The sequence below is a fragment of the Xanthocytophaga agilis genome (assembly GCF_030068605.1).
Taxonomy (GTDB): domain Bacteria; phylum Bacteroidota; class Bacteroidia; order Cytophagales; family 172606-1; genus Xanthocytophaga; species Xanthocytophaga agilis.
Genome location: NZ_JASJOU010000003.1, coordinates 448,206 through 461,108, shown reverse-complemented (window position 1 = coordinate 461,108; position 12,903 = coordinate 448,206). Strand labels below are relative to the sequence as shown.

Sequence of the window (12,903 nt, the reverse complement as noted above, 5' to 3'; positions counted from 1 at the left end):
TATATTTGCGTTGTTTTTCTAGCATAGCATTCAAATCAGATAGCGTACAATTTTTCTGTGTAGAGATTGACTAAGATAACGGAAGACGCCTGAAACAGCCTGAATACACTTTATATAGGTCCGATACCAGAAAAAATATTGATTTGATTGGCTAATGACCTGGCAGGAATGTGATGAATAATAATCATTCAGTTGGTTTTTTGCTGTAACATGAGAAGACCATTGCAATGAAGTTGCGAGCTTTCCTACTAAGGTTAGGTCTGCAACATGGCTAAATTGCCATTGCACCCACTGTTGTTTCAGATCCAGAAAGCAATCCTGCTGAGTATAACCAATAGAATTGGCTTTCTGGCGAGCTTCTTGCTGATCGAAGGCATGTATGATACATAGTTTTTTTGCCAACGGAACCTGAGCATCCTGACCAATAACACGAAATACAATGGTGGCTTTATACCAGTTCATAAGACTATAGTCAAATAAATGGATGATGAATAGTTATAGGAAGAAGTGATCAGGCATAGGTGTGAATTTCTATGCCCCCAAAAATTGAAGTTCCCTGCAATACCAGCGTTTTGTCAAAAGATCCATTAAGTCGTCTTCTTTTGTCTTCCATACCACCGAAGATGGTTACTACTTCTGACACTACTTCCCAGTTGGAAGGAATAATCAGCTTTGTACCACCAAAGATTTGTGTGATTTCGAGTTCCATCCGATTGGGAATTTCTGCGTTTACCAAATTTAATTCAACGCCCCCAAAAATGGCAACAGCTTCTCCTCCTCTGAAATTTTTAGAAAGAATAGTTTTCTTTATTGCGCCAAAGACTACCACATCATCAAGTCTTTCTTCTGTACTGTCAGTTGCATGATCCGTTTCATCATCTTCCAGCGAAGAATAATAATATGGTTTGTCCTTTTTTTCTCTTCTGAAAGATTGCTTACCAAATATAATCCACACACCAGCAGTGATAATGGCTACAGGCCATATAAACCGGACTATATGTAAATCAGGAAAAATATATTTGGTGAGGAATATAAAACCTATTAGGGTTATGATAAGCCATCCCTGATCGTAACGGTATTGATGTTTTGCTCCTGTAATCAATCCTACAATAATCAGAATCATCGGCCATTTGAAAATCCAGTCTGGCAATATAGTTCCTAGCTGTTTCAGGAAAAAAACCGATCCGAAAGCAACTAGGAAAGCACCCACAACAAACTTGCTTGACTGAGAATGTGAATTATAGAAATGATTTTTCATAGTGTTTGATATTTGTTTTGTAATTTTTAATCAAATCTATAGCTTCGGGGAGTTGATGACAATGCCGAAGAGGCAATATGTAGTCAGTTGTCGGTAAATGCGGTCTACATCTCGGTGAAATTTCTTCTAAACTTTACTGTCGGTGTATTTTGTACTGTAACCAGAGGATGGAGTTAGTTTTCATACTTAAGTGTGAAAGATGGTTTACATTATTTTTAAAGTAGCTCAATGAGCATATTTTGGAGTGTGAACTCATTAAACTACACACCGGAAAATAAGTGGAAGTGTAGCAAAGAATATCTCTTTGAAGCCTTTATAGAGTATTTTAAGTAACTTCTAAGTGAGTAGGAGTAGAAAAGTAAAATGTATGTAAGCAGGATGATTGCATCTTTCTTGTGTGAAGTCAGTTGAAAAGCCATTTTAGAATTTTTGGCATGCGTGTAAAACGTAAACTGTTCCACAAATTTGTATATTGCGACGGCGGAATTGCCTTTGTATAGAGTATAATAGTAAGATAGTTGAGACTTTTTTGCCTACAAACCATAATAGATTAATGATTCTGATAGTTGATGATAAGCCGGAAAATATTCTTTCATTAAAAAGTATTCTGGTGCTTAACTCTTTTGAGGTAGATACGGCTTTGTCTGGAGAAGAGGCATTGGTAAAGATTCTTAAAAATACCTATTCGTTGATTATTCTGGATGTCCAGATGCCTGGAATGGATGGATTTGAGGTAGCAGAGGCTATATCAGGACTTAGTCGTACCAAAGATACTCCTATTATCTTCTTATCTGCAGTCAATATAGAGAAGAACTTTGTAACCAAGGGCTTTGAATCCGGGGCAATAGACTACATTACCAAACCGGTAGACCCTGACATATTTATGTTAAAGGTCAGGACTTTTTGTAAGTTATATGAACAAACCCGTGCTTTAAATAATGCTCATCTGGCTTTGCAGCAGGAAGTTGAAGTGAGAAAAGAAGCTGAAAGAGCATTGCAGTCAACACTTACAGGATTACACCTCACATTAGAATCACTTCCTCAGATTGCTTTTACAGCGACACCCGATGGTAAAATTGAATTTGTTAATCAGCGATGGTATCAATATTCTGATTCAAAAGATATATTTCCAGCCCCTCATACTGACGATGAATCACTGACAGACCGATGGAATGAATGTATTCAGACCGGAAAGTTACTGGAAATGGAATTTCGGATCAGAGAACTCACTACGGGAGAATATCGGTATCATTTGCTTAGAGTAATGCCTGTAATTACCAACGGAATTATTGTAAAATGGGTAGGAACTTTTACAGACATCAATGAGCAAAAACGATTGAGCGAGTTTCTGGAACAAAAAGTGAATGAAAGAACACGCGCTTTACAGGAAACGAATCAGCAACTGGAGGCTAGTAACCACGATTTGCAACAATTTGCCTCTGTTGCCTCTCACGATTTACAGGAACCATTGCGCAAAATCAGGATCTTCAGTAGCATGATTAAAAGCAAGAAATACACAGACCCTGATTTGCTGGAGTATCTCAGTAAAATTACAGATTCTTCAGAACGAATGAGTACACTGATTCAGGATTTACTCAACTTTGCCCGTCTATCCAAAGCAGATAGTTTTAAATTAACAGACCTGAATGAGATTATTCGTGAAATACTAAGTGATCTGGAGTTGGTTGTTAGTGAAAAACAAGCCTTCGTTTCTGTTTCGTCAATGCCATCACTTGAGGTTATTCCAGGTTTAATCAGACAGGCACTTCAGAATATTATCAGTAATGCACTAAAGTTCTCCAAGCCTGACAACGTTCCTGTTGTCACTATTACAGCCGACTTTTGTGAAGGATTGAGCATGGATAGTCCTTCTGTTGTGGAAGGGGAGTATTGCCGTATCTATATTCGTGACAATGGAATTGGATTTGAAGAAAAGTATGCTGATATAATCTTTACTCTATTTCAACGGTTAAATTCCAGTGAACAGTATGAGGGTACAGGTATTGGATTAGCCATAGCTAAAAAGATCGTTGAAAAACATAATGGGTTAATTATTGCTCAAAGCACACCCGAACAAGGATCTGTCTTTACAATTATTCTACCTGTTCTCCAACAAAAGGAGCCTATCTCAGATTCACATTCATTGAAAACCACTTTTTTAACAAAAAAGATTTAAACAGGTATGGAAAAAACTTCCAATACTATAATAGCCAGAATTCGTACAGTATTTATTGTTTCTGGTATATTATTACTGCTAAGTTCTATTGCTTCTTATTACAGTATACAGCAACTCATTGAGAACTCAAAATGGGTAAACCATACCTATCAGGTATTGCTTGAAGCTGATAATATTGTTGCCAATGTTAAAGAAGCAGAAGCCAGTCATAGAGGGTATCTGCTTACACATGAAAATGCTTTCCTAACATCTTTCAATGAATCGTATAAAAAAGTAATTGATCGTTTTAATACGGTACAGGAATTAACACAAGATAATCCACAACAACAAAAGAATCTGGGTGATCTGAAAACATTAATCGAGAGGCGATTTAATCAGTTTGAGAAATTGCTGGAAACAGATAAGTCCAGAGACAGAAGTACTATTACCAACTCATTAAATCCTGAACTTTTATATGGTAAGCGGATAATGGATCAATTGAGTGATGCCATAAACCGAATTGAAAGAGAAGAAAATCGTTTGTTAGTCAGCCGTACTACAGCTCAGAATGAATACATAAGTTATGTTCCTGTTCTGGTATTGATTACAACTATAATTTCAATGACTATAACGGCTCTTGCTTACATACGCATTCGTTCTGATATGGAGCAGCGTCTGGTAAAAGAGAAAGAAGAACGGGCAAGATACCAGGAGACATTGCATCGAATTGGAGTAATGGAAGGTGTAACACAGAAAATAGCTTCAGGAGAATATACTGCCCGAAGTACGGATACGAAAGACGACGAATTGGGACGTATCTCAAAGGCTATGAATATAATGTCTGATTCACTGGAGGAGAATTTCAGACAGATGAAAGAACATAGCTGGTTACAGGCAGGTGCTGTGTTTATGAGTGATGCTACACGGGGGCAAACCAATATAGAAGAGTTGGTAACAAATGTTAGCAATGTAATTGCTTCCTATCTGGAAGTTCCATTGGCTGTTTTTTATGTAGTTACAGATAGTCGTACTCTTTTTGTGAAGGGAGGATATGGAGTATCGGATGCTCCCGAAGAAATTGGGTATGGTGAGGGGTTGTTAGGGCAAGCTGTTAAAAACAAACACATTATTACATTAGATGATTTACCGTCCGATTATATCAAGATAAATTCTGCATTAGGTAACACTCTTCCTGCATATCTCACCATTGTACCTATTACATTACGAGACAATGTTATAGGAGTAATTGAGATAGGGTCTTTGCACAAACTATCCGATTTACAGCTTCAGTTTTTGAAAGATAGTCGGGAAATCATTGCTATTAGCCTGGATGGGGTAAAGAATCTCATTCGACTACAGGAGTTATTTGAAGAGACACAGTCTCAGTCCGAGGAATTACAAGCCCAGCATAATGAATTAGAAAATATCAATGCTGAATTGGAAATGCAAGCTCAAAAACTTCAGGCATCTGAAGAAGAAATGAAAGTGCAACAGGAAGAGCTACTACAAGCCAATCAGGAATTGGAAGAAAGATCCCGGCTACTGGAAGAAAGAAACCAGGTGATTGTAGAAAGAAACCTGGAAATTCAGCAAAAGGCAGAGGAGTTGGCATTGAGTACAAAGTATAAGTCGGAGTTTTTGGCTAATATGTCACATGAATTGCGTACGCCACTAAACTCTATATTACTGTTATCCCGACTGCTATCAGAAAATAATGAGGCTAATCTTTCCGGAGAGCAGATTGAGTATGCTCGTGTAATCCAGAGTTCAGGTAATGGCCTTCTTGCATTGATTGATGAGATTCTGGATTTATCAAAAATAGAGTCTGGAAAAATGGATCTGGACTATGCTATGATTGCTGTAGAGGATGTTGCAACATCTATTCGATCCTTATTCACTCCGATTGCCAGAGAAAAAGGCCTTGATTTTAAGGTGCAGATAGATCCTGGTGTGGTACCACATATAGAAACAGATAAAATGCGTCTGGAACAGATTCTTAAAAATTTACTTTCCAACGCGTTGAAGTTTACATCCAAAGGGAGTGTAGAATTATTGATCTCTCCTTCTCCGGAAAAGCCTACTAATATCTTGTTTATGGTAAAAGATACGGGGATAGGTATTTCAAAAGAGAAGCAGCAAATTATTTTTGAAGCCTTTCAGCAGGCAGATGGATCTACCCGTCGTAAATATGGTGGAACAGGATTAGGATTATCCATTAGCAGAGAGTTAACCCGTTTGTTAGGAGGTGATATTAGGGTTACAAGTGAGCCGGGTAAAGGAAGTACATTTACATTCTACTTACCTGTAAAACAAGCGTACAAGGAGCAGTCTGTCTCACTACCTAAAGCATCTGTACCTCCTAAAGCTGAAACGGTGGTTGTTGAAGAGACAAAAGAAGTTAAGCAACCTGTTGTAGAGAATACATTTACTTCTGAGTTTATTCCTGAGAGTATTCCAGATGACCGATTGTCTGTATTGCCTGCAGATAAGGTTATTCTGATTGTTGAAGATGATATTCCGTTTGCGAAAGCTTTGTTGCAGTATACACAAAAGCAAGGATATAAAGCGATTGTAGCTGTACGTGGAGATGAAGGAATCATACTGGCTCAACAATATAAACCAACAGGTATTCTACTGGATATTCAGTTGCCAGTGAAAAGTGGTTGGGAAGTAATGGAGGTATTAAAAGCCAGTCCGAAAACCCGTCATATTCCAGTGCACATAATGTCCTCACATTATGCTAAAAAGGAAAGTTTATTGAAAGGAGCTGTTGACTTTATCAATAAACCAGTGGCATTGGAACAAATGCAGGAGGTCTTCAAAAAAATAGAACATGTATTGACGAAGGAAAGTAAGAAAGTACTGATTGTTGAAGAAAATACAAAACATGCCAAAGCTCTTGCCTATTTTCTCGAAACCTTCAATGTCCATTCTGAAATATCAGAGAGTATACCGGCTGGTCTGGAAGCATTGAATCGGGATGAGGTAGAGTGTGTAATTCTGGATATGGGTATTCCTGATCAGAAAAGTTACGAGGCTCTGGAATCAATCAAACGCAATCCTGGTCTCGAAAGCCTGCCTATCATCATCTTTACTGGTAAAAGTTTGTCAAAGGCAGAAGAGTCACGGTTGAAGCAATATGCAGACTCCATTGTAGTAAAAACAGCCCATTCGTATCAGCGTATTCTGGATGAGGTTTCCTTGTTTCTGCATCTAATGGAAGAAAGTCGTGCCAATGAGAAGTCAAGTAGTAAATATCCAAGACTAGGAGGAATGAGTGAGGTACTGGCAAACAAAAAGGTATTGATTGCAGATGACGATGTGCGAAACATCTTTTCGCTTACTAAGGCTCTGGAAGCACATCAGATGATTGTTTTGCCTGCTATGGATGGTAAGGAAGCCGTTCGGGTACTGGAAGAAAATCCTGAAATAAATCTGGTATTAATGGATATCATGATGCCTGAGATGGATGGCTATGAAGCCATGCAGCGTATACGGCAACAGATCCGATTCAGAAACCTGCCTATCATAGCTGTAACAGCGAAGGCTATGACTGGAGATCGGGAGCGTTGTATTCAGGCTGGAGCTTCAGACTATATTTCCAAGCCTGTAGATATTGATCAGTTGATTTCTTTATTGCGAGTCTGGTTATATGATAAAGCTTTATAAAATCAAGTACTATAAGAAATGACTACCATTTAGGAATAGCTACTATGTGAGTTGATACTTTATATGGAACAAACAGAGAAGAAAATATTAATTATTGATGATGATAGCCGGAATATTTTTGCCCTGACGGCCATTTTAAAATCCAGAGGGTTCATTGTTTTTTCAGCTGCCAGTGCTCAGGAGGGTATAGAAATGCTTTTGCAAAATAAAAGTATAAAAGCTGTTCTGATGGATATGATGATGCCTGAAATGGACGGCTATGAAGCAATAGGTTATATTCGGAATAAAGAGGAAATATCTCATATTCCCATTATTGCTGTAACAGCACAGGCAATGGTTGGTGATAAAGAAAAATGTTTAGAGGCAGGTGCCAATGACTATATTTCAAAACCTATCGATGTAGATGCTTTATTAAAGGTATTAGCAAACTATTAACTATTACAGATTGTCCATATGATTACAGATGAAGAAGTAGACTGGTTGTTGAGCGATCTGTTGGAAGTGTATGGCTATGATTTTACAGATTATTCAAGAGCATCTATAAAAAGACGCATGAGCCGGCTCTTCTCACTAGACCGGTTTCCCAGCTTTGCCGAATTTCGATTCAAACTTAGAAATGATGAAGAATATCTGAAACGTTTTGTAGAAGAGATTACTGTGAATGTTACTGAAATGTTTCGGGATCCCACATTTTACAAAGTGCTTCGTACAGAAATACTTTCTATACTGGCAACATATCCTTTGATTCGGATCTGGCATGCCGGATGTTCGACAGGTGAAGAAGTGTATTCTATGGCAATTTTGCTGTCGGAAGCCAATCTGTTACATAAATCATTGTTGTATGCAACCGACATTAACCCTAGTGTGCTGGAAAAGGCTAGCCGGGGAATATTTCCGTTGAGTCAGATGAAGCAATATTCTGAAAATTATATTCAGTCAGGCGGAAAGCGTGATTTTTCATCGTATTACACGGCTAAATACGAATATGTGAAGTTTCATGAAGATCTGAAGCAGAAAATGATATTTGCAACCCATAATCTGGTATCTGACCGATCTTTCAATGAGTTTCAATTGATCCTTTGTCGAAATGTACTCATTTATTTTGATCAGAATCTTCAGGAGAGAGTGTTTTCACTTTTTGATTATAGTCTGGAATCACTTGGATTTTTGGCATTAGGATCCAAAGAGACTTTGCGCTTTTCTACTATCTCTACAAACTACCGACAACATAGTTCGAAAGAAAAGATATGGCGGAAAATATCCTAAGTAAAAAATACAAATTAGTAGTGATTGGTGGTTCGGCAGGGAGTATGGAAGTGATTCTTGGAATATTATCAGAATTAAAGCGAACTCTTACACTGGCTATTGTTATTGTATTACATCGAAAAAAAAATGGAGAATCTCTATTAGTTGATCTTTTCTCTTCCAGAACAACTTTAGTAGTAAAGGAGGCAGAAGAAAAAGAAAGGATATTGCCTGGACATGTATATATAGCACCAGCGGACTATCATTTACTGATTGAGAAAGATTTTACCTTCTCAATGGACTTCTCAGAAAAGGTACACTACAGCAGACCAAGCATCGATGTGACTTTTGAAACGGCAGCAGATGCATATGGAGAGTCACTGATTTGTATACTCTTGTCTGGTGCAAATGCAGATGGTGCACTTGGTGTAAAAAAAGCAAAGGAAGCAAAAGGGTTGACAATGGTTCAGAATCCGGAAGATGCAGAAGTATCTTATATGCCAGCGCAGGCCATCGCTATAGCTCAAGTAGATTTACTTGTGAATGGGGCAGAGATGGGAGCTATTATCAATAATTTATCTGCCCAGTAAATTTCAGAGAGATTTTGTATTTTTGATATACCGGGAACTTTGTTAGCTGAAAAATGATTTTCCAGAAATAAACTTTATAAATAATCTTTGCATCATGAAATTGATATGTATCGATGATACCTGCAAGCCTAATGAGGTACAGCAGAAAAACTGGATCAAAAAAGGAGTAGAGTATACTGCATTGCGTCTGTATCGTAATCCATTGTCAGGAGATCAGTTTTTTGCTCTGGAAGAAGTGCAGCCAGATGCACCTTATGCAGGGTATAAAGTGCAACGCTTTTCATTTGATATCGATGAATTTATGAAAACGTTTGTAGAACAGAAGGAAACAGTGGAAGAACCTGAACTTGTGTAGTTGTTTTATAAATGCTTCAATAGAAATTGTGATCTCCGTGTTTGTATATAACACGGAGATTTTTTTGTGCATACAATCCGATAAATAGTTAACTACCAACGACGAGTGTGATATGCTTTCCGCTATAGAACTTGGTATTTGCTCTCTGCACTTTGAAGTTGTCTAACATAATCTCATAAAGCTGCAAAGGCATCTTTTGTACTGCGCCTTTACCTATTTTTCGAAACATAGCCAGCGACATGTTATGATTGAGTTATTGGTAAATCACTCGGCTCGCTACAAAATCTACTCGTTGAGCCTATTTGAAAATTATGTTAGACAACTTCGTTATTTTTACCGCATGAGCATTATATTACTTGTCACTCTTTTTATAGTTGGTTATGCCGCCATCACACTGGAGCATCAGATTAATCTTAATAAAACAGCGACGGCATTACTAACCGGGGTATTGTGCTGGACAATCTATGCACTTTTTCATGCTTCCAATGCGAACCAGGTGGTGGAAGAACTCTCTCACCATTTATCTTCGATTGCTGAGGTTCTTTTCTTTTTGCTGGGGGCTATGACTGTAGTAGAGCTGATTGATGCCCATGAAGGCTTTCGTATCATCACAGATCATATTACTTCCCGAAATACACTCCGGCTTCTTTGGATATTATCCTTGTTGACTTTCTTTCTTTCAGCATTGTTGGATAATCTTACTACTGCAATTGTAATGGTTTCCCTGTTACGCAAACTGGTGACAGAAAAGGAACAACGTAAATTTTTTGCAGGGATCATTATCATTGCAGCGAATGCCGGAGGTGCCTGGTCTCCTTTGGGTGATGTTACCACTACTATGTTATGGATTGGCGGACAGATTTCTGCCATACCTATTATGAAAGGTGTTTTTCTTCCTGCATTGGTTTCGTTGCTTATTCCCCTGATCTATCTGTCATTCAAGCTGAAAGGAATTAGTATAGCTCCAAAAGTTGAAGACACCAGCACTCAAGGTATTCAGGGTGGGCGTTTAATGTTGTATTGTGGATTAGGAAGCCTACTTTTTGTACCTGTCTTTAAGGCTATTACACAATTACCTCCTTATATAGGCATGCTACTGGGACTGAGTATTGTATGGGTGGCCTCTGAGATTATACACAAAGATAAAGATGAAGAAGAACGAAAGCCTTTTACTGCCGTACATGCCTTGCAACGAATTGATACTTCCAGTATACTTTTCTTTTTAGGTATTTTGCTCGCCATCAGTTGTCTGGAATCTGCTCATGTGTTACAAGGTTTAGCTACCTGGATGGACAATACCATCGGCAATCTGGATGTAATAGTGGTATTGATTGGGCTAGCCTCTGCTGTAATTGATAATGTGCCACTTGTGGCAGCAACCATAGGAATGTATGATTTGACAAATTATCCAATGGATCATAAGCTATGGGAGTTTCTGGCCTATGCTGCTGGTACAGGAGGCAGTATCCTTATTATTGGCTCAGCAGCGGGGGTAGCTGTAATGGGAATGGAGAAAATAGATTTTATGTGGTATTTGAGACGCATTGGAATACTGGCTTTTATTGGATATCTGGGAGGCGCTGCTACATACCTGCTGGTATATCAGGTACTGCATTAAGACAAGAGAGCCACAGAAATTTTAAGGTATTTTTAAGGTGTTTTTTTCTTCGTTCCATAGTAGATTTTGTAAACTTGCAATCATCATTTCCCTTACGCATTAGGAAATATGATTTATTCATAGACAGGCACTGCTGACTGAAGCTTTCAGTTAGCAGTCTTTTTTTATGGCTGTGGGTAGTATGTATGAGTTATACCAGACGGGAGAACTATGGCCCGGGTAGGATCTCGGTAAGGTGGAAACCGAGATCTTTTGTATGGAACCAATCCAGCTATCTGTCCCCGGTAACAGTGAGTAAGAGTGTTTCTATAAAATGCTGAATATAGGTTTGGTGGTTTGCATTAGATTATGCTATTATGATTTTTTAAAAGTAACTATTTGAGCGTAAATGGTAACCTAAATGAGATAGACAGAATAAATATGTAGATATGTACTTTGACTTCCTCGACATAATTGTCAGAAATAGAAAATGAAGCTATTAGCTATCAGGAAGTTGGATTAGACTAGTATAAGAAAAATTTCTTTTCCCCTTTATAAATGGTTGATTGTATCTATTTTGGCAAACTCAAACTTCGGATAGATATATACTCACTAGTCAAATGCCAGATACTATTTTTCCATGCAGCATGAAGAGTTTTATAACTCTTTTATTTCCTCCTTATGCCAAACGTATTCTTCTGCTTTTTATCCTTTGTCTTATAGCTAGTGCTGGTATTGTGTATGGTCAGAAGACGGAGCCTGAAGTAACTATTATTCCTGTGGGAAAAGGGTGGGCATCCAATTCTGTAAATACTGTTATATTCCGCAGGAATGCCTTAGTCACACATGGAAACTACCAATACATTGCATTTTATGATAGTACCCGGCATGTAGTTTTAGGTAAACGGAAGCTGAAAAGTAAGAAATGGGAATTAGTTCAAACCATTTTTAAAGGCAATGCTTATGATGCGCATAATTGTATAAGCATTATGGTAGATGGTGAAGGATACTTGCATCTTTCATGGGATCATCATGATAATCAGTTGCGATATGCTAAAAGTATTACTCCTGGTTCCTTAACTATGACCTATAAACTTCCAATGACAGGAGTATTGGAAGACAAAGTTTCTTATCCGCAGTTCTATAGATTTCCAGATGGAAACCTATTGTTCTCTTATAGAAATGGAGCTTCTGGTAGGGGAAATCTGGTAATTAACAAATACTTCACTGCCAGTAAAAAGTGGCAGCAAATCACTCCAAATCTGATCGATGGTGAAGGGAAGCGAAATGCCTATAGCCAGACCTATGTCGATCCCAAAGGTACAATCCATATCAGCTGGGTATGGCGTGAATCTCCTAATGTAGCCAGCAATCATGATATGTGTTATGCACGATCCAGAGATAGCGGCATAACCTGGGAAAAATCGACAGGGGAAAGATACCAGCTACCTATCAATGCTGCTTCGGCTGAATATGTTATGCAAATCCCGCAAAATAGTGAATTGATCAATCAGACCTCTATGTTTGCAGGAGCTGATGGCTATCCATTTATTGCCAGCTATTGGCGTGATCAAAATGAAAAAGTGCCTCAGTTTCGTGTGATATATTATGATGGAAACAAATGGAGTCACCTGAATACAAATTTCCGGAAAACCCCTTTTAGTCTGAGTGGTGGTGGCACCAAACGTATACCTATTTCCCGTCCCTATCTGGTTTCCTGGAAGGATAAAGGTCAAACATCCGTAGCTGTTATTTTTCGGGATGAAGAGCGAGGTAGTAAGGTTTCTGTGGCCATCTGTCAAAATATCAACAGTCCTGCTTGGGAAGTGAAAGACCTTAGTGCTGAATCAGTAGGGTCATGGGAACCTACCTATGATACAGAATTATGGAAACACAAAGGCATTCTGGATTTATTTGTCCAGAAGGTAGAACAAACCGATGCAGAAGGCATGTCTGTTATTCCTGCACAGGAAGTACAAGTGATGGAAGTAAAATTTGGCCGCTGACCTGGCAAGAATAATTAGTGTTATTTGC

Annotated in this window: 10 protein-coding genes; 8 read left to right on the top strand and 2 right to left on the bottom strand. The window is 38.3% G+C overall.

Annotated elements, in window-relative coordinates; genetic code table 11:
- Nucleotides 1–30: 30 nt before the first annotated feature.
- Together QNI22_RS12260 and QNI22_RS12255 are read right to left on the bottom strand one after the other, a co-directional pair.
- Entirely contained in the window at nt 31–462 is a 432-nt protein-coding gene (locus QNI22_RS12260) for a DUF4288 domain-containing protein (protein WP_314510920.1), read from the bottom strand.
- Between the two features lie 49 nt (nt 463–511).
- Complete coding sequence (locus tag QNI22_RS12255) at nt 512–1,258, bottom strand: LiaF transmembrane domain-containing protein (protein ID WP_313996603.1); 747 nt, start codon at nt 1,256–1,258, stop codon at nt 512–514.
- A 553-nt stretch (nt 1,259–1,811) separates the two neighbouring features.
- Here QNI22_RS12255 and QNI22_RS12250 point away from each other — a divergent pair.
- The 8 genes from QNI22_RS12250 to QNI22_RS12215 all read left to right on the top strand — a co-directional run bounded on the left by QNI22_RS12250 (nt 1,812) and on the right by QNI22_RS12215 (nt 12,875).
- Complete coding sequence (locus QNI22_RS12250) at nt 1,812–3,434, top strand: hybrid sensor histidine kinase/response regulator (RefSeq protein ID WP_314510919.1); 1,623 nt, start codon at nt 1,812–1,814, stop codon at nt 3,432–3,434.
- Nucleotides 3,435–3,440: 6 nt separating this feature from the next.
- Complete coding sequence (locus QNI22_RS12245) at nt 3,441–7,082, top strand: response regulator (RefSeq protein WP_314510918.1); 3,642 nt, start codon at nt 3,441–3,443, stop codon at nt 7,080–7,082.
- 63 nt (nt 7,083–7,145) lie between these two features.
- The gene (locus QNI22_RS12240; RefSeq protein ID WP_314510917.1) at nt 7,146–7,517 is read left to right on the top strand and encodes a response regulator; all 372 of its coding nucleotides are present in this window, start codon (nt 7,146–7,148) and stop codon (nt 7,515–7,517) included.
- An 18-nt stretch (nt 7,518–7,535) separates the two neighbouring features.
- Nucleotides 7,536–8,348 carry a CheR family methyltransferase gene (locus QNI22_RS12235; protein WP_314510916.1) on the top strand — a complete coding sequence of 271 codons (813 nt, stop codon included), beginning with the start codon at nt 7,536–7,538 and terminating at the stop codon, nt 8,346–8,348.
- Complete coding sequence (locus QNI22_RS12230) at nt 8,330–8,917, top strand: chemotaxis protein CheB (protein WP_314510915.1); 588 nt, start codon at nt 8,330–8,332, stop codon at nt 8,915–8,917. Before QNI22_RS12235 ends, QNI22_RS12230 begins: the two co-directional genes overlap by 19 nt.
- A 94-nt stretch (nt 8,918–9,011) precedes the next feature.
- The gene (locus QNI22_RS12225; RefSeq protein ID WP_313976083.1) at nt 9,012–9,272 is read left to right on the top strand and encodes a hypothetical protein; all 261 of its coding nucleotides are present in this window, start codon (nt 9,012–9,014) and stop codon (nt 9,270–9,272) included.
- Nucleotides 9,273–9,612: 340 nt separating this feature from the next.
- Nucleotides 9,613–10,890, top strand: coding sequence for a sodium:proton antiporter NhaD (gene nhaD / locus QNI22_RS12220; RefSeq protein ID WP_314510914.1), 1,278 nt, complete (start codon nt 9,613–9,615; stop codon nt 10,888–10,890).
- 626 nt (nt 10,891–11,516) lie between these two features.
- Complete coding sequence (locus QNI22_RS12215; protein ID WP_314510913.1) at nt 11,517–12,875, top strand: BNR repeat-containing protein; 1,359 nt, start codon at nt 11,517–11,519, stop codon at nt 12,873–12,875.
- Nucleotides 12,876–12,903: the final 28 nt, after the last annotated feature.

What these genes read in the sequence shown, in the direction of transcription:
- nhaD (WP_314510914.1), top strand. Translation starts at nt 9,613, where the DNA reads ATGAGCATTATATTACTTGTCACTCTTTTTATAGTTGGTTATGCCGCC.
- QNI22_RS12240 (WP_314510917.1), top strand. Translation starts at nt 7,146, where the DNA reads ATGGAACAAACAGAGAAGAAAATATTAATTATTGATGATGATAGCCGG.
- QNI22_RS12245 (WP_314510918.1), top strand. Translation starts at nt 3,441, where the DNA reads ATGGAAAAAACTTCCAATACTATAATAGCCAGAATTCGTACAGTATTT.
- QNI22_RS12215 (WP_314510913.1), top strand. Translation starts at nt 11,517, where the DNA reads ATGAAGAGTTTTATAACTCTTTTATTTCCTCCTTATGCCAAACGTATT.
- QNI22_RS12230 (WP_314510915.1), top strand. Translation starts at nt 8,330, where the DNA reads ATGGCGGAAAATATCCTAAGTAAAAAATACAAATTAGTAGTGATTGGT.
- QNI22_RS12255 (WP_313996603.1), bottom strand. Translation starts at nt 1,258, where the DNA reads ATGAAAAATCATTTCTATAATTCACATTCTCAGTCAAGCAAGTTTGTT.
- QNI22_RS12235 (WP_314510916.1), top strand. Translation starts at nt 7,536, where the DNA reads ATGATTACAGATGAAGAAGTAGACTGGTTGTTGAGCGATCTGTTGGAA.
- QNI22_RS12225 (WP_313976083.1), top strand. Translation starts at nt 9,012, where the DNA reads ATGAAATTGATATGTATCGATGATACCTGCAAGCCTAATGAGGTACAG.
- QNI22_RS12260 (WP_314510920.1), bottom strand. Translation starts at nt 462, where the DNA reads ATGAACTGGTATAAAGCCACCATTGTATTTCGTGTTATTGGTCAGGAT.
- QNI22_RS12250 (WP_314510919.1), top strand. Translation starts at nt 1,812, where the DNA reads ATGATTCTGATAGTTGATGATAAGCCGGAAAATATTCTTTCATTAAAA.